General features: G+C 72.4%; 20 protein-coding genes. 11 read left to right on the top strand and 9 right to left on the bottom strand.

The window, feature by feature from the left end:
- Window positions 1–92: 92 nt before the first annotated feature.
- From ACTMTF_RS09025 to ACTMTF_RS09010, 4 genes are all read right to left on the bottom strand, one after another.
- Entirely contained in the window at window positions 93–1,154 is a 1,062-nt protein-coding gene (locus tag ACTMTF_RS09025) for a glycoside hydrolase family 19 protein (protein WP_441110176.1), read from the bottom strand.
- A 97-nt stretch (window positions 1,155–1,251) separates the two neighbouring features.
- On the bottom strand, window positions 1,252–3,177 hold the full coding sequence (locus ACTMTF_RS09020; protein WP_441110175.1) for a serine/threonine-protein kinase: 1,926 nt from the start codon (window positions 3,175–3,177) through the stop codon (window positions 1,252–1,254).
- A gap of 5 nt (window positions 3,178–3,182) precedes the next feature.
- Window positions 3,183–5,375, bottom strand: a complete 2,193-nt coding sequence (locus ACTMTF_RS09015; protein WP_441110174.1) for a hypothetical protein — start codon at window positions 5,373–5,375, stop codon at window positions 3,183–3,185.
- Complete coding sequence (locus ACTMTF_RS09010) at window positions 5,372–7,240, bottom strand: serine/threonine protein kinase (RefSeq protein ID WP_441110173.1); 1,869 nt, start codon at window positions 7,238–7,240, stop codon at window positions 5,372–5,374. Before ACTMTF_RS09010 ends, ACTMTF_RS09015 begins: the two co-directional genes overlap by 4 nt.
- Window positions 7,241–7,581: 341 nt before the next feature.
- On the opposite strand from ACTMTF_RS09010, the gene ACTMTF_RS09005 reads away from it, so the two are divergent.
- From ACTMTF_RS09005 to ACTMTF_RS08960, 10 genes are all read left to right on the top strand, one after another.
- Complete coding sequence (locus tag ACTMTF_RS09005) at window positions 7,582–7,746, top strand: hypothetical protein (RefSeq protein ID WP_441110172.1); 165 nt, start codon at window positions 7,582–7,584, stop codon at window positions 7,744–7,746.
- Window positions 7,747–7,818: 72 nt separating this feature from the next.
- Entirely contained in the window at window positions 7,819–9,462 is a 1,644-nt protein-coding gene (locus tag ACTMTF_RS09000; RefSeq protein ID WP_441110171.1) for a TIGR04028 family ABC transporter substrate-binding protein, read from the top strand.
- The gene (locus ACTMTF_RS08995; RefSeq protein ID WP_441110170.1) at window positions 9,459–10,391 is read left to right on the top strand and encodes an ABC transporter permease; all 933 of its coding nucleotides are present in this window, start codon (window positions 9,459–9,461) and stop codon (window positions 10,389–10,391) included. Before ACTMTF_RS09000 ends, ACTMTF_RS08995 begins: the two co-directional genes overlap by 4 nt.
- The gene (locus ACTMTF_RS08990) at window positions 10,388–11,197 is read left to right on the top strand and encodes an ABC transporter permease (protein WP_441110169.1); all 810 of its coding nucleotides are present in this window, start codon (window positions 10,388–10,390) and stop codon (window positions 11,195–11,197) included. The genes ACTMTF_RS08995 and ACTMTF_RS08990 overlap by 4 nt, the downstream gene beginning before the upstream one ends.
- Complete coding sequence (locus tag ACTMTF_RS08985) at window positions 11,194–12,738, top strand: dipeptide ABC transporter ATP-binding protein (protein ID WP_441110168.1); 1,545 nt, start codon at window positions 11,194–11,196, stop codon at window positions 12,736–12,738. Before ACTMTF_RS08990 ends, ACTMTF_RS08985 begins: the two co-directional genes overlap by 4 nt.
- The gene (locus ACTMTF_RS08980; RefSeq protein ID WP_441110167.1) at window positions 12,735–13,739 is read left to right on the top strand and encodes a putative FMN-dependent luciferase-like monooxygenase; all 1,005 of its coding nucleotides are present in this window, start codon (window positions 12,735–12,737) and stop codon (window positions 13,737–13,739) included. Before ACTMTF_RS08985 ends, ACTMTF_RS08980 begins: the two co-directional genes overlap by 4 nt.
- Window positions 13,736–14,332: a CMD domain protein gene (locus ACTMTF_RS08975; protein WP_441110166.1), complete on the top strand. Its 597-nt coding sequence runs from the start codon at window positions 13,736–13,738 to the stop codon at window positions 14,330–14,332. Before ACTMTF_RS08980 ends, ACTMTF_RS08975 begins: the two co-directional genes overlap by 4 nt.
- On the top strand, window positions 14,329–14,898 hold the full coding sequence (locus tag ACTMTF_RS08970) for an alkylhydroperoxidase domain protein (RefSeq protein ID WP_441110165.1): 570 nt from the start codon (window positions 14,329–14,331) through the stop codon (window positions 14,896–14,898). Before ACTMTF_RS08975 ends, ACTMTF_RS08970 begins: the two co-directional genes overlap by 4 nt.
- 31 nt (window positions 14,899–14,929) lie before the next feature.
- Entirely contained in the window at window positions 14,930–15,556 is a 627-nt protein-coding gene (locus ACTMTF_RS08965) for a VOC family protein (RefSeq protein ID WP_441110164.1), read from the top strand.
- Window positions 15,557–15,834: 278 nt separating this feature from the next.
- Window positions 15,835–17,868 (top strand): M14 family zinc carboxypeptidase, encoded by a 2,034-nt coding sequence (locus ACTMTF_RS08960; protein ID WP_441110163.1) that lies wholly within the window; start codon window positions 15,835–15,837, stop codon window positions 17,866–17,868.
- On the opposite strand, the gene ACTMTF_RS08955 is transcribed toward ACTMTF_RS08960, so the two are convergent.
- Window positions 17,853–18,980 carry a hypothetical protein gene (locus ACTMTF_RS08955; RefSeq protein WP_441110162.1) on the bottom strand — a complete coding sequence of 376 codons (1,128 nt, stop codon included), beginning with the start codon at window positions 18,978–18,980 and terminating at the stop codon, window positions 17,853–17,855. The genes ACTMTF_RS08960 and ACTMTF_RS08955 overlap by 16 nt on opposite strands.
- Before the next feature lie 64 nt (window positions 18,981–19,044).
- Window positions 19,045–20,436 carry an amino acid permease gene (locus tag ACTMTF_RS08950; RefSeq protein ID WP_441110161.1) on the bottom strand — a complete coding sequence of 464 codons (1,392 nt, stop codon included), beginning with the start codon at window positions 20,434–20,436 and terminating at the stop codon, window positions 19,045–19,047.
- Window positions 20,437–20,564: 128 nt separating this feature from the next.
- Between ACTMTF_RS08950 and ACTMTF_RS08945 the strand changes: the two genes are divergently transcribed.
- Entirely contained in the window at window positions 20,565–20,921 is a 357-nt protein-coding gene (locus tag ACTMTF_RS08945) for a 4a-hydroxytetrahydrobiopterin dehydratase (RefSeq protein ID WP_441110160.1), read from the top strand.
- Between the two features lie 11 nt (window positions 20,922–20,932).
- Here ACTMTF_RS08945 and ACTMTF_RS08940 read toward each other — a convergent pair whose 3' ends face one another.
- From ACTMTF_RS08940 to ACTMTF_RS08930, 3 genes are read right to left on the bottom strand one after another with little or no spacing between them, the layout of a single operon-like run.
- On the bottom strand, window positions 20,933–21,946 hold the full coding sequence (locus ACTMTF_RS08940) for an NAD(P)/FAD-dependent oxidoreductase (RefSeq protein WP_441110159.1): 1,014 nt from the start codon (window positions 21,944–21,946) through the stop codon (window positions 20,933–20,935).
- On the bottom strand, window positions 21,943–22,467 hold the full coding sequence (locus ACTMTF_RS08935; protein ID WP_441110158.1) for an isoprenylcysteine carboxyl methyltransferase family protein: 525 nt from the start codon (window positions 22,465–22,467) through the stop codon (window positions 21,943–21,945). Before ACTMTF_RS08935 ends, ACTMTF_RS08940 begins: the two co-directional genes overlap by 4 nt.
- A gap of 7 nt (window positions 22,468–22,474) precedes the next feature.
- The gene (locus ACTMTF_RS08930; protein WP_441110157.1) at window positions 22,475–23,545 is read right to left on the bottom strand and encodes a type III polyketide synthase; all 1,071 of its coding nucleotides are present in this window, start codon (window positions 23,543–23,545) and stop codon (window positions 22,475–22,477) included.
- Between the last annotated feature and the right edge of the window lie 121 nt (window positions 23,546–23,666).

Below are 23,666 nucleotides of genomic sequence, written 5' to 3'. Positions count from 1 at the left end.
CTGCTCGCCTTTCACGGGCGCCCGGCGGGGTGACGCCGCGCGGGCGTGAGCTCGCGCGGCGCCTTCGGCTCACCGGCCTGCCGGCAGGCCCGTCAGCAGGACAGGTTGTCGCCCGGCGTGGTGCCGAGGATCTGCACGAACCGCTGGTAGGTGTTGATGCGGCTCTGCACCTGGGCGGGGTTTCCACCGTTGCACTCGATGCGGCCGTTGATGCTGCGGATGGTCTCACCGAAGCCGGGGCCGTTGACCATGGCGTTGTGCGGGGTCATGGTGCCGGGGCCGCTCTGGGTGTTCCAGTACCACAGGCCGGTCTTCCAGGCCACGGAGGCGTCGTTCTGCACCAGGGAGGGGTTGCGGAGCAGGTCGAGGCCGAGGGCGTCACCGGCGGCCTTGTAGTTGTAGTTCCAGCTGAGCTGCATCGGCCCGCGACCGTAGTAGGCGGACTGGCCGGCGGGGCAGCCGAAGGGCTGGCCGGCGTCGCAGTAGTGCGAGTAGTTGGCGGTGTTCTGCTCGACGATGTGGACCAGGCCGCCGGTCTCGTGGCTGACGTTGGCGAGGAAGGCCGCGGCCTCCCGCTTGCGTACGGTGTCGCTGCCGGTCTTGGTGAAGCCGGGATAGGCGCTGAGGGCGGCGGTCAGCCCGCTGTAGGTGTAGAAGCCGTTCCTGCTCGGGAACATCTGGTTGAACTGCGCCTGGCTCACCAGAAACCCGGACGGGTCCGGCGGGTCGGTGGGGGTGGTCCCGCCGCAGGTGTACGGCTCCCAGAACCAGGTGCTGATCGTGGGGTCGTAGCCGGGGTTCTCATGTTCGGCCCGGTAGTAGCGGCCGTCGGTGAAGCGGACGATGGAGCCGGCGGGATACCAGGTGCCCGCCGCCCAGTTCGGGTGGTTGCACGTGGGCGAGGTCGAGCCGCCGGTGCAGCCGCCCTTGTCCGACCAGACCGCCGCGCTTCCGGGAGCCTCGCCCTGCGTCCACCACAGGGCCGAGTAGTTGCGGCCGTTGTGGGAGACGGAGGCGCCACTGGTGTAGACGGCGCCGGAGTTCCACGCGGCGGCACACGCCTCGGCGGAGGCGCTGGACATCGGCAGTGCGAAGGTCAGCGCGCCGGCCATCGCCGTGGCGGACATGGCGGCGAAGATGCGTTGTTTGTACACCCGATCACCCTCTCTGAATCTCTTAGGAAAGTTTCCTAAGAGATTGGTGCCTGAGGATAGCCCTGACTCATCGCGGCAACAAGACCCAAAAAAGGAGTCAGCGGACGCCGTAGTGGACGGTCCACGACGTGCCACCGGTGAACTCGGCCAGGACGCGCACCGGCCTGCCGGTGAGGTCGATGGCCTGGGTCCGGGGCGGGACGCTCTTCTCGGTGTAGACGGCCAGGTGGTCCCTGCCGTACCAGAACCAGACCTTCCCACCCTCGGGGAGGGGCACGGTGGCCAGCCGCCGGCCGGTGGCGGCGTCGAGGACGCACGCGGTGTCGGTCCTGCCGGGGCACCGGGCGATCAGCCGGCCGTCTCCGGAGAAGCGCGGGACCTCGTCCTCCGCCAGAGCGACCTGGCCGATGGTACGGCGCACAGCGCCGTCCAGGGCGTGCACGCTGATCCGGTCGGGGCCCGAGGCGCGGGCGACGGTGTCCTCGTCGGGCCCCCACGTGTAGTCGGCCTTGCCGGACTCCGGCGCGCCCCGCCGGGTCACGGTGGCGGTGCGCTCGGCGGGGTCCACCACGGCGAAGCCCACCGTGCGGTCCTCGGCCGCGGTGTCGAAGACGGTCACCAGCAGCCGATCGCCTTCCTCGCTCCAGGTCGCCCGCCGCAGGGCGAGCGGCGGGTCGACCACGTGCACCCAGAACTCGCCGCCGAGGTCACGGTCGGTGAACCGGACCCCGCCCGCGTTCTCCACGGCCAGACCGGGGGACTCGTGGATGGCGGCGGTCCGCTCACCGCTGGGGGAGACCAGCGGCAGCATGCGGCTGGTCAACGGCCGGAAGGTGTCGCCGCCGACGGCACGCAGGCCGGCCCTGAAGGCCAGCCCGTCGGTCAGCTCCGTGCTGCCGCGCAGGAAGGAGGTCACCCGCAGCGGGTCGGAGGGATGCTCGTGCAGCGTCGCGCCCAGCTCCGGGACCTTGACCACGTGGGTGTCGGTGGCCAGCGGCCCGCTGGTGGCGAGGGTGACCGCCCACGGCCTGAGCACGGCGAGCGCGACGGATGCCGCGACGATCACGGCCGCCACGGCGGCGGCCATCACCACCAGGCGGCGCCTGCGCGGGCCCGGCTCGCCGAACGGCACGAGGGTGGACGGCCACCGGCCGGGCCGGGTGGTGGACGCCCGGGTGACTCCGGCGGTCAGCTCCTGCGGGGAGGTGGCGTCGGTGGCGGCCTCGGCCGGGCGGCCGAGCAGGCGCAGGAGCACCTGCCGGGCGGCGGGCCGGTCGGCCGGGTCCTTGGCCAGGCAGGCGGCGACCGCCTCGCGCAGGTCGTCGTCGAGGGGGCCGAGGTCGGGCTCGGAGTTCACGATCCGGTTGACGATCGCGGGCAGCGCGCCGGTGCCGAAAGCGGGCGTCCCCGTGGCCGCGAACACCATGGTGGAGCCCCACGCGAACAGGTCGGCGGCGGGCCCGCCCACCCCGAGACGGAACTGCTCGGGCGCCATGTACGGCGGGGTGCCCATCAGGTCCTCGCCGGGGACGTCGGCGACGCCGGCGGGACGGGCGATGCCGAAGTCGATGACGCGCGGCCCTTCCGGGCTGAGCAGCACGTTGCCCGGCTTGAAGTCGCGGTGCACGACCCCGGCGCGGTGGATGGCGGCGAGCGCGGTGATGGTGCCCACGGCCAGCCGGTGCAGCTCGCGCCCGCGCAGCGGCCCACGGGCGGCCACCGCCTGCTGCAGGGTGGGCCCCTCCACGTACTCGCTGACCACGTACGGCGCGTCGCCGGCCGTACCGACCTCCAACACCTGTGCCGTGCAGAAGGTGGCGATCTTCGGCAGGATCTCGGCCTCGCGGCGCAGCAGCGCCGCGGCCTCCTCGTCGGCCGCGAGCAGCACCTTGACCGCCACCGGCCGGCCGTCCGGCGCCTCGGCCAGGTAGACCACGCCCTGCCCGCCGGCGCCGAGCCTGCCGCGCACCCGGTAGCCGCCGATCGTGCCGGGGTCCTCGGGCCGCGGCTCGGTGGCGGGCACGACTTCTATCCCCTGGTGTAGCGCACGTCGACCACCACGTCGTCGGCCGCCTTGAGCATGGCCAGCACCCGGACGGGCTTGCCCGCCATGTCCGTCACGAACACGCCGCGCTGCCCCTTCTCCACCGAGACGACCACGATCAGGTGGTTCTCGTCGTACCAGCCGACGAATCCCGCGCCCTTGAGGAGCGGCACGGTGTGCAGGCGGGAGGCGTCGGCCGCCTTCCAGACGCAGGCGGCGAGGGTCTTGGAGCAACCGCCGGTGATGAGCTTGTCACCCGAGGGGGAGTACCAGTCGGCCACGCCCTGGACCTCCCCGGTCCAGTGCATCATGCGGGTCACCCGGCCGGAGTTCGCGTCGCGGACGCGCACCCCCTGCCCCCACTCGGCGGTCAGGAAGCTGGAGATCACCGACCGCCCGTCCGGTGTCCAGCGGTACTCCGCGTGGAACTCGATGGGCTTCAGCCGGCCCTCCGACGCCCGAGCGGCCTGCTCCACCTCGTCGCCGTCGGTGGTCGGGACGAACCGCGCGGTCCGCGCCGCCACGTCCACGATCACGTACCCGGCCGTGAACGGCGCGTCCTCGCCGTTCACCTCGGCGAACCGCTGCGCCGTCAGCAGCACCCGGCCGCTGTCGCGGGACCAGGACAGCGCCACGCTCTGGTACGGCGGGCGCAGGACCGGCACACTGAAGCGCTCGCCGGTCAGGCGGTCGGCGAAGGACACGGCCAGGTGATCGCCGGTCGCCGCGTACATGGTGTTGAAGGAGGCCAGCCAGCGCCCGTCGGGAGACTGCTCGGCCATCACGGTGTGTGGGCCGATGTCGGCGAACGCGCCGGTGCGTGGATCGCGTACGTAACGGCGGCTCTCCGCCACTCTGATCGAGGTCAGCCGGACCGGATCGGCGGGATGCTCGTAGGCGGTGCCGAGCCCGCCGGGCAGAGCCAGCTCGGTGCCCTGGACCGGCGGGGTGGGCAGAGGCGAGGCAGAGCGAGGCGTCCACGCGGCCGTGGGGGAGGCCGCGGCGGCGGGCCGGGGAGCGGGCCGGGCGGCGGGCTCGGGGGCCGAGGCCAACGTCAGCGCGGCGGACGTACCGCCCGCGACCAGGGCGATCGTGACGCCCGCCGCGGCGATCAGCAGCGCCCGCCGGTGCCGCCCGGGCGGCTTCGGCGGGGCGGCGAGGTCCGGCGGCGGGGCCGCCAGGCCGGTCTCCTCGACCAGGCGCAGCAGCGCCTCCTCGGCGGTCGGCCGGGCGGCGGGGTCGTCCGCCAGGCAGTCGGCCAGCAGGTCGCGCAGCCCGCCCTGGGGCACCGCGGCCAGGCTGGCGGCCCCCTCGGCCATCCGCGCCAGCCGCCGGCCTTCGCTGTCAGCGGCGAACGGGTCACGCCCCGCCGCGGCGTAGGCGACCGTGACGGCCCAGCGGTACACGTCCACGGCCATGACCGCCCGACCGGCAGCCTCGGCCTGGGCGGCAGCCCTGGCTTGAGCGGCCTCGGCTTGCGCGGTGGTCCGTTGGGCGGTGGTCCGGGCTTGGGGGGACGGGTGGCTGGGGGTGGGATCGATGGCCGGGTGGGCATCGGGGCGTAGCTGCTCGGGGGCGGTCCAGGCCGGTTCGGGCGAGGTGTCGTGCGATGCGCCGGCCTGGTCGTGCGCCTCGGGCACCGCGCACAGTAAGCGCGGGCCGTCCGGCCCCAGCAGGACCCGGCTCGGCCGGATCCCGGCGGGCGCCAGCCCGGCACGGTGCACGGCGGCCAGGGCCGTCACGGTGGCGATCGCCAGGCGGCGCAGCGCCGGCTCGGCCATCGACCCGCCTACGCCCTCGGTCGGTGGCCGTGCTGCGGACTGGTCGGCCAGTGAGCCGCCTTCGACGTACTCGGTGACCACGAAGTCGGCGCCCGAGTCGAGCACGGCGACCGTTCCCACGGGGGCCGCCTGCCGCATCCGCTCGGCCCAGTCCGGGTCGGCGGGTCGCCGGTCGGCGGGCCTGCCGTAGCGGCGCAGGACCACCTTCCTGCCGGAGGGCGCCACCGCCAGATGGTCGACCACCCCACAGCAGCTCACCCGCAGCCTGCCGGTCAGCCGGTAGCCGCCCACGCTCTCCGGGCCGGTCGATCGGACGTCCACGGTCTCGGATTCGGCGGATCGGACGTTCACGGTCTCCGGCTCGGCGGTCTCCCCGTCCGGGCGGGTGGCGTTCATCGGGCCGCTCGGGCGAGGCGCAGGTCGGGGGTGTTGTCCTCGGTCGTCAGCGTGGCCAGGAGCCGGCGGTGGCCGTCACGGAAGTCCACGGCGAGCAACTCGACCGGCTCCTTGTTCGGGTCAAGGATGATCAGGTGGTCGTCGTCGTACCAGCCCCAGTTCTCGGCGTTCTTGATCGAGTTCACGTACGTGGCCACCCGCGCGCCCGTCGCGGCGTCCCACGCGCACTGGGACCCGCCGCTCGGGCAGTCCGTCATCAGCAGCCGGCCCGACGGCGAGAGCAGGCCCCGGCCTATGCTCGCCCCGGTCCAGGGCATCGTTCGCACCTGTCGTCCTTCCAGATCACGTATGCGCAGGCCGCTGCCCGAGTCGCTCGCGTAGGAGACGGCCACCTGGTCGCCCGCCGGCATCCAGCCGAACGTGCCGGAGCCCTTGTGCCGCCGCTCGTCGGTGTCGACCGTGCGGACGTCGCGGGTGACCGCGTCCACCACCGCGAACCCGGTCGGCGGGCGGTCCTTGCCGGGTCCGGTCAGCGTGAGCAGCAGCCGCGACGATCCGCGGTCCCAGACCGGCGAGACCGACCGCTCCGGCACCCGGACGGTGAACCGCTCGCCGCTCACGCGGGCGATCAGTGTCACCTCGGTCTTCGTCAGCAGCGCGAACCAGGCGCCATTGGGGGACGCGGCCACGTCCTCGGCCTGCACTCCCGCGTCGGCGAACTCGCCGTCCTTGCCCATGCGCAGCCAGGTGCCGCGCTCGTTGCCGTAGGCCACGATCCGCAGTGGGTCGCCGGGGTGCTCGTGGAGCGTCAGGCCGATGCCGGTCGCCGGGACCGTCTCGGTCGCCGTGGGCAGGGTGGCGGGGCCGCTCGCGGTCACCGACAGGTCGGGCAGCGAGACCGACGGCGCCACGGCGACGGCGGCGGGCGCCACGACCACCCGGTCGGCGACGAGGTGGCCGGTCACGGCGGCGGCCACCGCCACCGCCACGCCTCCGGCGGCCAGGGTGGCCAGCATGGGCCAGGCCGCCCGCTTCGGGGGCGCGGCCGGCGCCTGGTCGCCCATGACCGTCTGGGTCGAGTGCCCGACGAGCCGCAGCAGCACCTCGCCGGCCTCGGGCCGCTGGGCGGGCTCCTTGGCCAGGCAGGCCGCCACGACCGGGCGCAGGTGCGCTTCGAGCGTCTCCAGTCCGGGCTGGTGCTGGGCGAGGCGGTTGACGGTGGCGGCCATCGACTCGCCCTCGAAGGCGTGCACGCCGGTGGCGGCGAACAGCAACGTGGCCGCCCAGGCGAACACGTCCGCCGCCGGCCCCGAGGTCTGTCCGGTCAGATGTTCGGGAGCCGCGTAGGCGAGCCGGCCGAGCTCCCGGGTCTCCATGTCCGCAGACTCGTCCGTGCCGAGGCCGGACAGGCCGTAGCCGGTCACGGTGATCCCGTCCGCGTCCACGAGGACGGTGCCGGGACGCAGGTCGCCGTGCGTGACGCCTCTCTGGTGCAGCCCCACCAGGGCCGACGCCATCGCGATGCCCAGCCGGTGCAGCGCGGGCCCGTGCCAGGGGCCGGCCCGCGCCACCACCTCCTCCAGTGGCGAGCCGGTGACGTGCTCGCTCACCAGGTACGGCCGGTCCGCCAGCACGCCGGTGGCGATCACCCGGGCCAGGGAGGGGGCGCTGACGTCGGTCAGCGAGGTCGCGGTCGTCTCGAATCCGGCCGATGCGGCACGCATCCAGGCGATCTCCACCTGGGCGTCGTCCGCGCCCCGGGCCAGGAACACGCGGGCGCGTTCGCCCTCCCGCAGCACTCCCAGCAGTGAGAACCCCCCGATCTCCGTCGGGTCGGAAGGCTGAAGAGGGACGATATTGGCCATTGTCTCAGCAATTCGTCGACAGTAGACGGCCCTGATTATCGGCCACCGGGTCCGGGGTACGAAAGATCCACCCGGTAACTATCCGGAAGTGATGCCTCCCGGTCACCCAATTCCATGCAAAGCCAGTAGGAAAAGTTGACTTCATGGCGGCATGAGGAGTAGGTTTCCGGCATGAGCCAGGGTCGCAACCTCATCAGGCGCGCGCACGTGGACTTCGGTCACGTCGCCGGCGCGCGATGTCGTTGATCAGGAAGACGCACCGCCTGGCGTGATCGATGCCGCTCACGCTCTCCCCGACCGCCGCCGCCCGCGTACGTCGCCGACCCGTGAGGACCGTCCTCGTGACCGCTTTCCGGCGCGTTCCGCCCGTCGATCCCGTCGAGCCCGCCGCCGCGGAAGCGGATCCGTTCCCGGGTGACACCCACTGGTACGACCTGCCCGACGACGACGCCGAGCCGGAGGAGGCCGCCTGCTGGTGGCGCTTCCGGTGGACCGCCCGCGGCTGACCTTTTCTCCAGCGTGACGTGTCGGGATATCCGCACGTCCGCCTCCACTCGTTTCAAGAAGGGCCATTCCCCATGTCTTCCTCCAGACCGCGGTCACCGATCGTGGTGAGCGTCGCCATGCTCGCCGTCGTGGGGCTCCTCGGTGCCTGCGGTGGCGGCGGGGCCGTCGCCGGGCAGGCGAGCGCCGACGGGAAACCGGTGTACGGCGGCACGCTCACCTACCTGGAGCATCAGCCCCCGACCTGCCTCTACCTGCCGGCCGCCGGCTTCTATCCCAACGGCGGCATCCTCAACCAGATCACCGACAAGCTCACCTGGCAGAACCCGAAGACGCTGGAGATCGAGCCATGGATCGCCACCGAGTGGGAGATCGACGAGGACGCCACCGAGTACACCTTCCACCTGCGTGACGGCGTCACCTTCAGCGACGGCACCCCGCTCGACGCCGAGGCCGTGGCGGCCAACTTCGACGTGTACGGCCTCGGCGACGACGAGCTGAAGCTGCCCGTCGCCGAGTTCGTCAACAACTACGAGCGCAGTCAGGTGGTCGACCGGCTGACCGTGAAGTTCTTCTTCGACAAGCCCTCGCCCGGCTTCCTCCAGGGGACGTCGGTCATCGGCGCCGGCCTGGTCTCGAAGAAGACGATCTCGCTGCCGTACGAACAGCAGTGCCAGGTGAAGAACATCGTCGGGTCCGGGCCGTTCACGGTCAAGAACCAGGTCATCGACAAGCAGATCGACCTGGCCGCCCGCGAGGACTACGACTGGGCGCCGCCGTCGTCCGCGCACCAGGGGCGCGCCTACCTCGACGAGATCAAGGTCATCGTGACGCCCGAGGACAACGTGCGCGTCGGCGCGCTGACCTCCGGCCAGGCCGACTTCGTGCGCTACGTGCAGGCCTACGACGAGGAGACGGTCAAGAGCGCCGGCTTCGCGATCTACGCCGAGCCGACCAGAGGCGTCAACAACGGCCTGTACCTTCGGCCGGGCAACAGCATCCTGAAGGACCTCGACGTCCGCAAGGCGCTGCAGGCCGGGACCGACGCCAAACAGGTCGTCGACACCCTGTTCACGCCCAGCTATCCCCTCGCCACCTCGGTGCTCAGCCACCTCGCGCAGGGCTATGTCGACCTGTCGAAGGAGCTCGCCTACGACCCGGCCAAGGCCAACGCGCTGCTCGACAAGGCCGGTTGGGCGCGTGGCGCCGACGGCGTCCGCGTCAAGGACGGCACGCAACTGCGGCTGGGCGTGTTCGTCGCGGGCCCGCAGCCGCTGTCGAAGCAGACCCTGGAGCTGATTGGCCAGCAGTGGGCCGAGCTCGGCGTGAAGCTGGAGATCCGGCCCGCCGACGCGGGCACCCAGGCCGTGGACATCAAGGACGCCGAGAAGACCGCCCTCGCGCACGCCATGGTCGGCCGTACCGACCAGGACGTGATCAAGAGCCACTTCCACAGCGAGAACCGCGACGTCATCCTCTCCGACGACGAGAAGCTGGACCGGCTGCTGGAGGAGGAGTCGGCCGAGCCCGACACCGCCGCGCGCAACGCCAAGGTCGCCGAGATCCAGCGGTACGTGATCGAGCAGGGGTACGCCATCCCGCTGTTCGAGGAGCCGCAGGTCTACGGCGGGGCGCCGCACGTGCACGGGGTCGCGTTCGAGGCGGTGGCCAGGCCGGCGTTCTACTCGGCCTGGAAGTCGCAGCAGGGCTCGCGATGACCAGATATCTCCTGTCCAGGGTGGGGCAGGCGGCGCTCGTCCTGTGGGCCGCCTTCACGGTCGGCTACGTCCTGCTGCAGTCGCTGCCGGGCGACTCGGTGCTGATCAAGTTCCAGGACCCCGAGCTCGGCCTGTCGCCGCAGCAGATCGCGGAGATCCGCGCGTACTACTCGGGCGGGGACCCGCCCGTCGTGGCCTACCTGCACACCCTGCTCGGCTTCGCCCGCGGCAGCTTCGGCTACTCGATCGACACCGGCACGCCCGTGGTCGAACGGCTGGCCGAGGCACTGCCGGAGACGGCCGAGCTGGCCTCGGCCGGATTCCTGCTGGCGGTGCTGATCGCGATGGTGATCGCGTTCGCGGCCGGTTACAGCAGGACCTCGTGGATCAGAGGCGTCCTGCTGTCCATGCCGTCGCTGTTCGTGTCCGTGCCGGTGTTCTGGCTGGGCATCCTGCTGATCCAGGTGTTCTCGTTCCGGCTCGGCCTGGTGCCCGTCATCGGGGGCAGCCGGACGCAGCAGCTCATCCTGCCCGTGCTGACGCTCGCGGTGCCCATCTCGGCGCCGATCGCCCAGGTGCTCGCCCGCAGCATCGACCAGGTCCACACCCAGCCGTTCGTGCCGGTGGTCGCGGCCAAGGGCGCGTCCCGGTGGTGGATCCTGTGGCGGCACGTGGCCAGGAACGCGGTGCTGCCGACGCTGACCATGGCGGGGCTGACGTTCGGCGAGCTGATCGCGGGCTCCGTCGTGACCGAGACGGTGTTCGGCCGCAACGGCGTCGGCAGGCTGACCGAGCAGGCCGTCAACGCGCAGGACACGCCGGTGATGCTCGCCGTGGTGGTGCTCGCCACGACCGTGTTCGTGCTGGTCAACCTCATCGTCGACGTGCTGTTCCCGGTGCTCGACCCACGCCTTCGGGCGGCGGCGTGAACAGGCCGGGGACCGGGCTGGTCCTCGCCTGGCTGGTGATCGGCGTCGTCCTGCTCTGGGCCGTCGTGCCGGGCGTGTTCACCGGCCACGACCCGATCGCCGGCGTCCCGGCCGAGAAGCTCCAGGCGCCGAGCGGGCAGCACCTGTTCGGCACCGACGCCGTGGGGCGCGACCTGTTCGCCAGGGTCGTGCACGGGGCCGTGCACTCGCTGTCGGGGGCGTTCGTCGCCGTCGCGGTGGGCCTGGTCCTCGGCACCCTGCTCGGGCTGCTGGCCGGGTCCGCCGGCGGGCTGCTCGACGACGCGATCATGCGGTTCGTCGATGTGCTGCTGTCGGTCCCCGGGCTGCTCCTGGCGCTGACCGTGATCATCCTGCTCGGTCCCGGCACGGTCAACGTGGCCGTCGCCGTCGGGATCGGCTCGGTCGCGGCGTTCGCCAGGCTGTCGCGCTCCGAAGTGGTGCGGGTACGGCGCACCGACTACGTCGAGGCCGCGTTCGGCAGCGGCGGCCGGTACGTGACCGTCCTGCGCCGGCACGTCCTGCCGAACTCGCTCGGCCCCGTCGTCGCGCTCGCCGCCCTGCAGTTCGGACTGGCCATCCTGGCCATCTCGACGCTCGGCTTCCTCGGGTACGGCGCGGAGCCGCCCACCCCGGAATGGGGGCTGCTCATCTCCGAAGGACGCGACTATCTGGCCACGTCCTGGTGGCTGACCTCGCTGCCGGGCGCGGTGGTGGTCTCGGTGGTGCTCGCGGCCGGTCGCGTCAGCCGGTCGATCGGCGCCGGCCTCGGAAGGGACAGGGCATGAGCCTGCTCGACGTACGCGATCTCGCGGTCTCCTACGACGGCAGGCGCGCGGTCGAAGGGATCTCCTTCACGGTGGAGCCGGGGGAGACCGTCGCCGTCGTCGGCGAGTCCGGCTCCGGAAAGTCGACCACCGCGCACGCCCTCATCGGGCTGCTGCCCCCGAACGCGACCCTCGACCGTGGCCGGATCCTGCTCGGCGACACCGACCTGGCCACCTGGTCCTCGCGGCGGATGGAGTCGGTGCGAGGGGCCAGGATCGGCCTGGTCCCGCAGGACCCGGCGAACTCGCTCGACCCGGTCCAGACCATCGGCGCCCAGGTCGGCGAGGTGCTGCGCATCCACCGGCGCGGTGACCGCCGGACGATCTCCCGCCGGGTCGCCGACCTGCTCACCCGCGTCGGCCTGCCCGGGGCGGAGGCGCTGGCCCGCAGGTACCCGCACGAGCTGTCCGGCGGGATGCGCCAGCGGGTGCTCATCGCCATCGCGATCGCCCTGGAGCCCAGCCTCATCATCGCGGACGAGCCCACCAGCGCCCTGGACGTCACCGTGCAGCGGCGCATCCTGGACCTCATCGACGACCTGCGCGCCGAGTTCGGCACGGCCGTGCTGCTGGTGACCCACGACCTGGGCGTGGCCGCCGACCGCTCGGACCGGCTGGTCGTCATGAAGGACGGCCGGATCGAGGAGCAGGGGCGGAGCGCGGCCGTGCTGGCCGATCCGCAGGCCGCCTACACCAGACGGCTGCTGCACGACGCGCCCGCCCTGTCGGTGCGCGCGTTCAGGACGGCCGAGCCGCCTGCCCGCGAACCCGCGATCGTGGTGCGCGACCTGGTCAAGGAGTTCCGGGGCGGGCACCGTGCCGTGGACGGCGTCACCTTCGAGGTCGCGCACGGCACCACGCACGCGCTGGTGGGCGAGTCCGGATCGGGTAAGACCACCACGGCGCGGATGGTGGTGCGCCTCGCCCGGCCCACGTCGGGGACGGTGGAGATCGCCGGAGCCGGCACCGGCCGGTGGTTCCGCCGCCACGTGCAACTCGTCTACCAGAACCCGTACGGATCGCTGGATCCCCGCCAGTCCGTCGCGGAGATCGTGGAGGAACCGCTGCGCAACTTCCGGCTCGGCGACCAGGCCGCGCGCCGCGCCCGCGTCGGCGACCTGATGGACCGGGTGGCGCTGCCGAAGGACCTGCTCACGCGCAAGCCGCGGGAGCTGTCCGGCGGGCAGCGGCAGCGGGTGGCCATCGCCCGTGCCCTGGCCGCCGGACCAGAGGTGGTGGTGCTCGACGAGGCGGTCTCCGCCCTCGACGTCACCGTGCAGGCACAGATCCTTGACCTGCTCGAACAGCTCCAGCGCGACCTGGGGCTGACCTACCTGTTCATCTCGCACGATCTGGCGGTGGTCCGCCAGATCGCGCACACCGTCTCCGTCATGAGCGAAGGACGAATCGTGGAATCCGGAACGACAGCACAAGTCTTCACCGCCCCAGAGCACGACTACACCCGCGAGCTGCTGGCGGCGATCCCGGAGCCGGTGCGATGAGGCTGGGCTTCTTCACCCGGCTGCTCGACGACGTGCCGCCGGGGGAGCGCTACCGGCTGGCCGCCGAGCAGATCCGGCACGCGGAGGCCGCCGGGTTCGACTCGGCGTGGGTCGCGCAGCACCACTTCGACGGCACCGAGGGCGGCCTGCCCGCGCCCCTGGTGTTCCTCGCCCACGTCGCGGCCACGACCACCCGCATCCGCCTCGGCACCGGCATCATCACGCTGCCCCTCGAACACCCGGTGCGGGTGGCCGAGGACGCCGCGGTGCTCGACCTGCTGACCGGGGGCCGGCTGGAGGTGGGCGTCGGCAGCGGCGGCACGCCGGCGTCGTTCGCCCCCTTCGGCCACGACAGCGCGAACCGCTCGGCCGTCTACGCCGAGCACCTGGCCGTGCTGGTCAAGGCCTGGTCCGGGGCGGACCTGGGCGCGGGCAACCGCCTCTACCCGTCGGCGCCCCGGCTGCTGGGCGCCATCTGGGAGGCGACGTTCTCGGTCAGCGGCGGCGCCCGCGCGGGCCGGGCGGGCAACGGGCTGATGCTGTCGCGCACCCAGCCGCGACCCGTGGACGACCCGCAGGCGACGCTGGCGCGGATCCAGCGCCCCATCGTGGACGCCTACCACGAGAACCTGCCGCCGGGCGCCACCCCGCGGATCATGGCCTCGCGCACCGCGTTCGTGGCCGACAGCCGGGCCGAGGCGCTGCGGTACGCCGAGCTCGGCCTGGGCCGGGGCAGGCTGCCGTTCGAGCTGCCCGACAGCGGCCTCGACCAGCGGATCGCCGCGTTCGACGTGCACGTGGGCACGCCACAGGACGTCATCGACAGCCTGCGGGCCGACCCGACGCTGGAACGGGTGACCGACCTGGTCTTCCAGGCGCACTCCGTCGACCCGCCGCACCCGCTCGTCCTCCGCTCGATCGAACTGCTGGCGACCGAGGTCGCGCCCGCGCTCGGCTGGACCCCACGGCCCGCCCCCTCCACCGAATGGAGCACCACATGATCATCGACGTCATCGACCATCTGGCGGACATCGCCCAGGACTCGCCACTCGACCGGCTCCGCGACCGGCGGCCCGACACCCGCGAACAGGCCCAGCGCAGCTACGACGCGCTCTTCGCCCCCGACTCCGACGACGAGGTCACCCTGGTCGAGCGCGACGCCGTCGCGGCCTTCGTCGCCGGTTTGCACGGGGACGCCACGGTCGCGGCCTTCTACGCCGATCGGCTGGCCCAGCTCGCGCCGCACCTGGCCGAGCCGGTCCAGGCCGAGATCGCGGCGGGCCGCACCACCGGGCCGTACGGGGTCCACCCCGAAGCGGCGCCCGCCGGTGAGAGCGACGAGGGCATGCGCTACCAGGCGCGGCACGCGGACCTGCTGGGCGTCCGGCTCGCCGCCGCGTTCGAGCACGCGCACCTGCTCGTGTTCCGGCCACGCGAGGCCAGCCGGAAGGCGCTGACGGCGCTGGCCGACGCGGGCTGGAGCACCACCGGGATCGTGACGCTCGCACAGCTCATCGCCTTTCTCAGCTTTCAGGTACGACTCGTCGCCGGCCTGCGGGTGCTCGGCGCGACCCCGAAGGGATCCACGTCATGAGCGGCTTCACCCAGGACCGGCTCGGCTGGCGGCCGTGGCTGACGCCGCTGGCCGAGGAGGAGCTGACGGACGAGCACTACGAGGCGCTGGTCGACAAGGCCCGCGCCGCCTCGCCGTACTTCCTGCTGCTGGCCCGCGACCCGCGGATCCTGCACGCGCGGACGCAGACCGACAACGACATCTTCCACAACACCGCGGGCGGGCTGCCGCGCGCGGAGCGCGAGCTGGCCGCGACCGCCACCTCGCGGCGCAACGGGTGCGTGTTCTGCGCCTCGGTGCACGCGCGCTTCACCGCCCACTACTCCAAGCGGCCCGACGACGTACAGCGGCTGCTGGACGAGGGCGTCGACGCGCCGCAGGACGGCAGGTGGCGGGCCGTCATCGACGCCTCGCAGGCGCTCGCCGCCACCCCGGCCGAGTTCGGCGCCGAGCACGTCACGGCTCTGCGCGCCGCAGGGCTCGACGACCTGGCCATCAGCGACACCATCCACGCCGCCGCGTTCTTCAACTGGGCCAACCGGCTCATGCTCTCCCTCGGCGAACCCGACACGAAGGAAGCCCGATGATCAACCGTAAGCCCGGCACTGAGGGAGCCCGATGACCGACGCGCGTCTCGACCACCTCGTCCACGCGGTCCCCGATCTCCTCGCGGGGGTCGCCGAGTTCGCGGAGCGTACCGGGGTCACCCCGGTCGCCGGTGGCAGCCATCCGGGTGGTACGGCCAACTACCTGGTGGGGTTCGGGCCCGCCGCCTACCTGGAGATCATCGGCCCGGACCCGGCGGCGGAGCCGGGCAACCGGCCGCGCGCCTTCGGGCTGGAGACGCTCGACACCCCCCGGCTGGCCGCGTGGGCGGTGCGGCCGGACGACCTCGACGAGTCCGTACGGCGAGCCCGCGAGCAGGGCTACGACCCCGGCGACGTACAGCCGCTGTCACGGCGCACGCCCGCGGGCACCCTGCTGGAGTGGCGGCTCACCCGGCGGGAGGACCCGGCGGCCGTCAGGCCGGTGCCGTTCCTCATCGACTGGGGCGCCACCGCCCACCCGGCGGCCTCCCCGCTGCCGCGTCTCGGCCTGACCTCCCTCACCGCCGTCCACCCGGAGCCGGAGGCGCTCCGGCGAGAGCTGACCGCGCTCGGCGTCCTGCTCGACGTCGTGGAGGGCCCCGAGGTGGAGCTGCGGGCCGTCCTCGACACCCCGCGCGGCACCGTCACCCTGCGATGAGAGAGAAGCCATGAGCACCCTTCGCGAGTATCCGTCCCACAAGCGCGCCGCCCTGCCGGCCCGTCGCGAGGCGCCCGGCAGCGGACCGGTAGCGGGTGTGCCCGATCCTCAACCTGATCCGCCACCCGCGACAGATCAGCGGTTCGGTGGTGCGCGTGTCCCCTTCCGAGGCGCCGCGCCCGCCCGCCCGCACCGGTGAGGTCTTTTGACCCGGGTCCTTGCTTGTCGGGTCGAGTCGGCTTTCAATGATCTCCATACCGGTGCCCTAGGAGGAGCCGATGCGAGGCTTTCGTGCGGGTGTAGTGGTCCTGACGCTGATTCTCACGACGTTCCTGATGGCAGAGCCGTCCATCCCGGAAACCTCCGGGCCGACCGACCCCGAGCCGGCCTCGCTGGTCACGCTCTCCGTGCCCGACCAGGCGGCGCTGGAACGCCTGGTGGCCGCCGGCGCCGACCTCACCGAGCGGGTCCGTACACAGCCGGACGGGAGCATCCAGGTCGACGCGGTCGTCACCCCCAGCCAGCTCGCCGCGCTCCGGCCGCTGGGCGCGACCCTGGCGTCCGAGACGCCGCAGCAGCGGCAGACGCCCCGGGGCACCACCACGAAGGACCGGATCGTCGTCGAACGAGCCGTCTGGTTCAAGTCACGCTCGGGCTACTTCCTGTCCGTCGAGGCGACCAGCAGCGCCGGAGAGGCGGCCACGCTCAACGTGACCTGGAAGGGCGGCCGCGGCTCCACCGGCCAGGCCGCGATGGTGCCGTACGTCGACGCGGGGGCGTACCTTGGCCACCAGCTCAGCACGCCGGTGCCGGCGGAGAGCCGGCCGGGATGGGTCACCATCACCTCGGCCGGCGGCGGCAAGGCGGAGGCGCGCGTCAAGGAGTGGCCCGACGGTGAGCGGCCCGACCATCGGCGTCCCGGCTACCAGAAGGACTTCGTCAGCCAGTACATGCCCCCGGCGCAGCTCAACGAGCGCGTCAAGGCCCTGCACCAGCGCTTCCCCACCCTCACCGACATCATCGAGCTGCCGAACCTCACCAACGGCTACCGGCGGCACGCCCAAGCCCTCCTCGGCGCCCCGCCCGCCGCAGCCGTCGTCGTCACCTCCACCGCCTACGGCTCCGAAGGCGGCAACGACCTGGCCATCGAGCTCGTCACCCCCGGCACGCCCGGCCGGGCGCTCCAGGTCACGGTGAACGGCAAGCAGATCACCGTCAGCCTGGCCACCGACGCCTCCGGCGCCCCGGTCAGCACCGCCGCCCAGGTCGTCGCGGCGATCAACGCGACCGCCGGGGCCGGCGTCACGGCCTCCACCTACCGGGGCGACGCGGGAGCCGGCGTCCTGGCGCCCGTGTCCCTCACCCAGCTCAGCGACTTCCTCTCGGCACCGGCCGACGTCTCCCGCGAGCCGATGCGCGTGCTGGCCCTGCGCGTCGGCGTGCACCGCGACGGCTCACGCACCGGCGTGCTCGCCTACGCCCAGGAGCACGCCAGGGAGTGGGTGACGCCGCTGGTCACCATCGAGGCCGCCGAGCGGCTGCTGCGCAACTACCGGCACGACCCGGCGACGCGCAGGCTGCTGCAGCGCACCGACATCTTCATCGTGCCGACCGTCAACCCCGACGGCGCCAACTACAGCTTCTACGACTTCAACGCCCAGCGTAAGAACATGACCAACCACTGCCCCGCCCAGCAGGCCGACCCGGCGCTGCGCAACACCTGGGGCGTGGACGTCAACCGCAACTACGCCGTCGGATCCCTGCACGACGGCTACTTCGGCGCCTCCGCCAACTGCCAGAGCGGCACCTACGCCGGCCCCGCCGAGCACTCCGAGCCGGAGAGCCGCAACGTCATCTGGCTGGCGCAGACCCACCGCAACATCAAGTTCGCGATGAACGTGCACAGCTACGGCGGCTACTTCATGTGGCCTCCCGGCGCCTACAAGCTCGACGGCCGCGCCACCCTGCCCCGCCCCACGGCCCAGCAGGAGGCGTACTTCCTGCGCTCGGCCCGCACCATCGAGGAGGCCATCGCCGCCGAGCGCGGCACCGTCACCTGGCCGCAGCAGACAGGCCCGGTGACCGACGTCCTCTACTCGGCCGCGGGCAACTCCGCCGACGAGCTCTGGTACGACTTCGGCGTCTTCGGGTGGGACTTCGAGGTCGGCGGCGACCTGTGGAACCCGCAGACCCGGGCGTGGGAGGGAGTGGGCTTCCAGCCGCCGTTCAGCGAAGGACACGACGAAGCGATGGAGTACGCCTCCGGCCTCATCTCGCTGATCGGCGTCGCCGCCGACTACCGGGACCGCTGACCGGCCGGCGCGCCCAGGTGCTCGGTGATCGCGCCGGTCATCGGGATCACCGTGGGCAGCGGCGGCGCGTCGTAATGGCCGGGCTTGTGGGAGCGCAGCAGCAGTTCGCCGCTGCGCTCCCACCGGAAGCCCTTCCTGTTGAGCAGCCCGGCGAAGACCTCGTCGGCGCCGCCGGGGTGCCGCTCGACCAGCCGCTGGATCGGCACGGGGGAGACCTCGTCGCCCCGGAGGTAGGTGGACAGCAGCTCGCGGTAGTCGCGCCTGACGATCAGCCGTGGATCGGCGAACAGCTCCTCCAGCTTGCCGAAGTCGGCGTAGAAGCCGAGCCCGCCCACCTCGTCGAAGATGAGCGCCACCGTCTCGGCCGACGTCATCGTCTCCGGCGGCTCCAGCGCGTCACCCGCCGGCGGGCCGCCGAGCCGGGCCGCCTGGTGGCTCAGGTACCCCCGCATCGCCATGGCGACGTCGTCGCCCATCAGGACGGCCAGATCGGCGCCGAAGTAGCCGATGAAGCACCGCCGCTGCTCCCGTTGCAGCGCCCTGGCCTCGTCCAGCAGCACGGGGTTGCGGAACACCCAGGCCGGATGCTCCAGCGCGACCTGCGCGGCCACCGGCACCAGCGTGTCGCGCGCCTCGGCGGGGTGCACCGCCGGGGTGCCGCTGATCAGCCAGTCCGCGCCGAGCGGGATCAGCCGGCCCACGACGTGCATGCCCGGCGCGAGCGTGTCGAAGGCCCGGTCGCCGAGGTTGGAGAACACCCGGTAGACCAGCTCGTCGACGAGGTTGAACAGCAGCGCCGCCGCGCCGTCGACCGCCCGCGCCTCGAAGACGCCCTCCACCACGGTCTTCCAGCTCAGCAGCAGCTCGATGTCCGCCCGGTCGAGCCCCGCCCGCTCCGCCACGAACCGGTCCACGACCGTCTCGCCGGAGGGCAGCCGATGCTGGTGGGCGAAGTAGTCGACCGGCAGGAACGCGGCGGCCTCGTCGGCCGGGTGGTCGCCGGCGTAGAACCGGTCCAGCACCGTGGTCAGCTCGGCGCCGAACCTGCCCGACGTGGCGAAGTGGACCAGCTCTGCCTTGAGCTCCACGGCCCGCGCAAACTTGCTCATCATCACTCCTCGTGTCCGGAGTGACACTATCCGTCCGGGCTCGCCTCGTGCAGCGGTTCCGCCGAGGTCACGTGTTGAGCAGCGAGCGGCGGCGGCTGTAGGCGAAGTAGACGATCAGGCCGAGCAGGAACCAGACGCCGAAGCGGAACCAGGTGTTCGGCGACAGGAAGGAGATCAGCCAGAGCGAGAAGATCACTCCGATGCCGGGCACCACCGGCATCCCCGGCAGGCGGAACTGCCGGGGGACGTCCGGCTGCCGGTAGCGGAGCACGATCACGGCCACGCACACCACCACGAACGCCAGCAGGATCCCGATGTTGGTCAGCTCGGCGGCCTCCCGGATGGGCAGGAACCCGGCGATCACCGCCGAGGCGACCCCGACGATCCAGGTGACGCGGGTGGGCACCCGCCGTACGGGGTGCAGCTTGGCGAACCACTGCGGCAGCAGCCCGTCCCGGCTCATGGAGAACCAGACCCGGGTCACCCCGAGCATGAACGTGAACATCACGGTCAGGATGCCGATGATGGCGCCCACGGCGATCACCGAGGCCAGCCCGGACAGCCCGACCGACGCGAACGCCGAGGAGAACCCGCTCTCAGGGTCGATCTCCCGGTAGTTCTGCATGCCGGTGAGCACCAGCGTGGCGAGCACGTACAGGATCATCGAGATGACCAGCGAGTAGATGATCGCCCTGGGCATGTGCCGCATGGCGTCCTTGGACTCCTCGGCGGCGGTGCTCATCGCGTCGTAGCCGAAGACGGCGAAGAACACCGTGGCCGCGCCGGTGATCGCCCCGCCGATGCCGAAGGGGAAGAACGGCGTGTAGTTGGCCGTGTCGATGAAGAAGAAACCCACCACGATGACCAGCAGCACCACCGCTACCTTGATGGCGACCACGATGGTCTCGAACCTGGCCGCCGTCCGGATGCCCAGGTTCAGCAGGAAGGCGATCAGCAGGCACAACAGCACCGCGAACAGGTCCACCACCCGCCCCTCGCCGGTGCCCGGCGCGCCGAGCATCCAGGCGGGCAGGGAGAAGCCCAGCTCCTGGACGAGGAAGCCGAAATAGCCGGAGATGCCGATGGCCACGACCGCGACGATGGCGGTGTACTCCAGCAGGAGGTCCCAGCCGATGAACCAGCCCACGATCTCGCCGAGCACCGCGTAGCCGTAGGTGTAGGCGGACCCGGCCTTCGGGATCATGCCGGCGAACTCGGCGTACGACAGCGCCGCCGCCGCGCTCGCCACCCCGGCGATCAGGAACGACACCAGCACGGCCGGCCCCGCCGTCTCGTTGGCCACCGCGCCGGCCAGGGCGAAGATGCCCGCGCCGATGATGCCGCCGACGCCGATCGCGGTGAGCTGCCACAGCCCCAGGGTCCGTGACAGCTCGCCCTCGTGCTCCGTCGCGATCTGCTCCACCGGCTTGCGGCGGAAGATCCCCCGAGTCGAAGCCATCACAGCCTCCGATCACCCCGTTCGAGCCCCAGACCAGGCTCCTTTCCCACCTGCGCCTTTCCTATGCGGTGGCGCGCCGCCGTTGACCATGGCCATACCCGGGCGGGCCGCGCGTGTGAAACCCGCCGGTGGTGGTAGCCGTCAGCGAGGACCACGACACCGACGCAGGGGAGGGGGACGCCATGGCCGAGCTGCTGACCGACGACGAGATCGACACCGCGCTGGTGGCCCTGGAGGGCTGGCGCCGCGACGGCGACACCCTGCTCAGGGACATCCCGATCATTCCGGCCAACTTCGACTGGCTGAGCAAGGCGGTGCGGAACGAGGCGAACGCCCTCGACCACCATCCCGACATCGAGCGCACCGACGCGGGCATCCGCTTCCGGCTGTCCACGCACAGCGCGGGCGGGGTGACGGCCAAGGACGTCGAGCTGGCCGCGCACATCGACCAGATCGTCGACGGAGCCGCACGGGATCGAGGCTGACCGCACGCCGGTCAGGCCAGCATTCTGACGATGGAGGTGAACAGCCGGGGCAGGGTGCGCGCCGCGGGCACCACCAGCCGCGCCGTGCCGGGACGGCGGGCGGCCTGCACCAGCGCGCCCGTCAGCAGCCGGTGCGTCCGCGACAGCCGCAGCCAGGCGCTCTCGTAGTCCTGCGGCCGGTCCTCGTGCAGGCACCGGGCCAGGATCTCCGCCGAACGCACCGCGAGCGAGATGCCCTCACCGGTGAGCGCGTCGACGTACCCCGCGGCGTCCCCCACCAGCAGGACCCGCCCCGAGCGGCGGGCCCGGACGTGCTGCCGCAGCGGCCCGGCGCCCCGCACGGGGGTGACGGCCGGGCCGCGCAGCCGCTCCGTCAGGCCGTGGAAGGCGCCCAGGTGCTCCTCGAAACCGCGCCGCACCGAGCTCAGGATCGCCACCCCGACCAGGTCGTGGCCGACCGGCGTGACGTACGCCTCGCCGCCGCCCGACCAGTGCACCTCGACGAAGTCGGTCCACGGCGTCATCCGATAGTGCCTGCGCTGGCCGTACCGGCGCACTCCCCGCGCGGGCAGGTCGAGCCCGAGTGATCGGCGCAGCGGCGAGTGCAGGCCGTCGGCGGCGACCAGCCAGCGCGCGCGCAGCCCGGCGGCTCGCACGCCGTCGCCGTCCTGCGCCACCTGGGTGATCCGGCCGATGACGGTCTTGACCCCGAGCTCGGCGGCGCGCCGGGCGAGTGCGGCGTGCAGGAGCGTGCGCCGCACGCCCAGGCCGGTGGCGCGGCTGAAGGTGGCCCGCGCTTCGCGTTCGCCGTCGAGATAGTGGATGCCGCGCAGCGGGCGGCCCGGCACCGTCACCCCCATCGCCGCCAGCGCCGCGACGCCGCCGGGCATGACGCCTTCGCCGCACGCCTTGTCCACGGGGGTGGCGCGCGGCTCGACGACGACCGCCTCCATCCCGATCAGCGCCGCGTGGATGGCGGTCGCCAGGCCGGCGGGCCCGCCTCCCGCGACGAGCACGTCGATCACGGTCGTTCCGCGGCCAGGGTGAGCGCCTCGTTCTCGCAGCGGATGCGCACCACCATCAGCGCGGCGTTCAGCACCGTGAACGCCAGTGCGGTGATCCAGGCCGTGTGGGTCAGCGGCAGCGCGATCCCCTCCACGGCCACCGCCACGTAGTTGGGGTGGCGCAGCCAGGTCAGCTTGTAGGGGCCGCCGGTCACCAGCGGCAGGCCGGGCACCACGATCACCTGCGTGTTCCAGCGTGGCCCGAGGGTGGTGATGCACCACCAGCGCAGCGCCTGGGCGGCGACGACCAGGACGAGCATCGGCCAGCCGAGCGCGGGCAGGAACGGCCGGTCGGCGAGCGCCACCTCCAGCGGCGCGCAGATCAGCAGGCCGGTGTGCAGCGCCACCATCCACGGATAGTGGCCCTGGCCGGTCAGCACGCCGCCGCGCGCCATGCTCCACGCGGCGTTACGGCGGGCGACGACGAGCTCGGCCAGGCGTTCGAGGCCGACGAGCAGGATGAGGACGAGATACCAGGTCATGAGGCGGTCACCAGCGCAGCAGGACGAGTTCGGAACAGAAACCGGGGCCCATCGCGATGAGAAGCCCCCAGGCGCCGGGCTCCGGCATGCGCGTGGCCAGCGTCTCGCCCAGCACATGCAGGACGGACGACGAGGACAGGTTGCCGTGGTCGGCCAGCGACCGCCAGGTCACGTCCAGCGCCCCGGCCGGCAGGTCCAGCACCTCCGACACGGCTTCGAGGACCTTCGGACCGCCCGGATGGCACACCCACGCCGCCACCTCCTCGATCGTCAGGCCCTGGTCGGCCAGGAAGTCGTGCACGTCCTGCGCGAGATACTGTCGCACGACCGAGGGAACGCTCGCATCCAGCAGCACCCGGAATCCGCCGTCACCGACCTGCCAGCCCATGACGTGCTCGGAGCCGGGATAGAGATGGCTGCGGGTGGCCACCACCGCCGGGCCCGCCGGCTCCGCCTCGTCCGCCGGAGCACGGCCGTCGCCGTGGCACACCACGGCCGCGGAGCCGTCGCCGAACAGCGCGCTGGCGACCAGCCCGGCCGGTGAGGAGTCGCCGCGCTGCACGGTCAGCGAGCACAGCTCCACCGACAGCAGCACCGCCACATGATCGGGCCAGCCGCGTAGATAGTCGTGGACCCGGGCGATCCCCGCCGCGCCCGCCACGCAGCCCAGGCCGAAGATCGGCAGCCGTTTCACGTCCGGCCGCAGGCCCAGCTCCGCCGCCAGCCGGGCCTCGATCGACGGCGCGGCGATGCCCGTCACCGAGGTGAACATGATCAGGTCGACATCCCCCGGGGTCAGCCCGGCGGCCTTCAGCGCGGCGCTGACGCTCTCCCGGCCCAGCTCGACCGCGGTGGAGACGAAGGCGTCGTTGGCCGCGCCGAAGCCGGTCAGCTTCTCGTACTCCTCGATCGGCAGGGCCAGGTTGCGGTGGTCGACGCGGGCGCTTTCGTGCAAACGGTCCAGCAGCCGCCGGTCGGCGTTCTCCGGGAGGCACACGCGCGCAGCCAGGTCGGTGAGCTCGGACTGCGCGTATCTGTTAGGAGGGAACGCGCAGCGGACTGCGGCGATGTGGGTCATGGAGGCTCCCGGTGCATTCAGCCGATAACTCTCACTCCCCGCACGCTTCCCATCGGCAAGGTCGGTTAAGCCATGGCGGCATGGCGAGTAATTCGCGGCAACCCCTGCCCCGCCTACGATC

Origin of the sequence: Nonomuraea sp. ZG12 (assembly GCF_052068115.1) — a bacterium.
Taxonomy (GTDB): Bacteria; Actinomycetota; Actinomycetes; order Streptosporangiales; family Streptosporangiaceae; genus Nonomuraea.
This window is presented reverse-complemented; position numbering and strand designations above follow the sequence as displayed.

Bases quoted from the DNA above. Each gene is read 5' to 3' on its own strand.
- ACTMTF_RS09015 (WP_441110174.1), bottom strand. From the start codon at position 5,375: ATGAACGCCACCCGCCCGGACGGGGAGACCGCCGAGCCGGAGACCGTG.
- ACTMTF_RS09010 (WP_441110173.1), bottom strand. From the start codon at position 7,240: ATGGCCAATATCGTCCCTCTTCAGCCTTCCGACCCGACGGAGATCGGG.
- ACTMTF_RS09000 (WP_441110171.1), top strand. From the start codon at position 7,819: ATGTCTTCCTCCAGACCGCGGTCACCGATCGTGGTGAGCGTCGCCATG.
- ACTMTF_RS08995 (WP_441110170.1), top strand. From the start codon at position 9,459: ATGACCAGATATCTCCTGTCCAGGGTGGGGCAGGCGGCGCTCGTCCTG.
- ACTMTF_RS08985 (WP_441110168.1), top strand. From the start codon at position 11,194: ATGAGCCTGCTCGACGTACGCGATCTCGCGGTCTCCTACGACGGCAGG.
- ACTMTF_RS08980 (WP_441110167.1), top strand. From the start codon at position 12,735: ATGAGGCTGGGCTTCTTCACCCGGCTGCTCGACGACGTGCCGCCGGGG.
- ACTMTF_RS08975 (WP_441110166.1), top strand. From the start codon at position 13,736: ATGATCATCGACGTCATCGACCATCTGGCGGACATCGCCCAGGACTCG.
- ACTMTF_RS08970 (WP_441110165.1), top strand. From the start codon at position 14,329: ATGAGCGGCTTCACCCAGGACCGGCTCGGCTGGCGGCCGTGGCTGACG.
- ACTMTF_RS08965 (WP_441110164.1), top strand. From the start codon at position 14,930: ATGACCGACGCGCGTCTCGACCACCTCGTCCACGCGGTCCCCGATCTC.
- ACTMTF_RS08960 (WP_441110163.1), top strand. From the start codon at position 15,835: ATGCGAGGCTTTCGTGCGGGTGTAGTGGTCCTGACGCTGATTCTCACG.
- ACTMTF_RS08955 (WP_441110162.1), bottom strand. From the start codon at position 18,980: ATGATGAGCAAGTTTGCGCGGGCCGTGGAGCTCAAGGCAGAGCTGGTC.
- ACTMTF_RS08950 (WP_441110161.1), bottom strand. From the start codon at position 20,436: ATGGCTTCGACTCGGGGGATCTTCCGCCGCAAGCCGGTGGAGCAGATC.
- ACTMTF_RS08935 (WP_441110158.1), bottom strand. From the start codon at position 22,467: ATGACCTGGTATCTCGTCCTCATCCTGCTCGTCGGCCTCGAACGCCTG.
- ACTMTF_RS08930 (WP_441110157.1), bottom strand. From the start codon at position 23,545: ATGACCCACATCGCCGCAGTCCGCTGCGCGTTCCCTCCTAACAGATAC.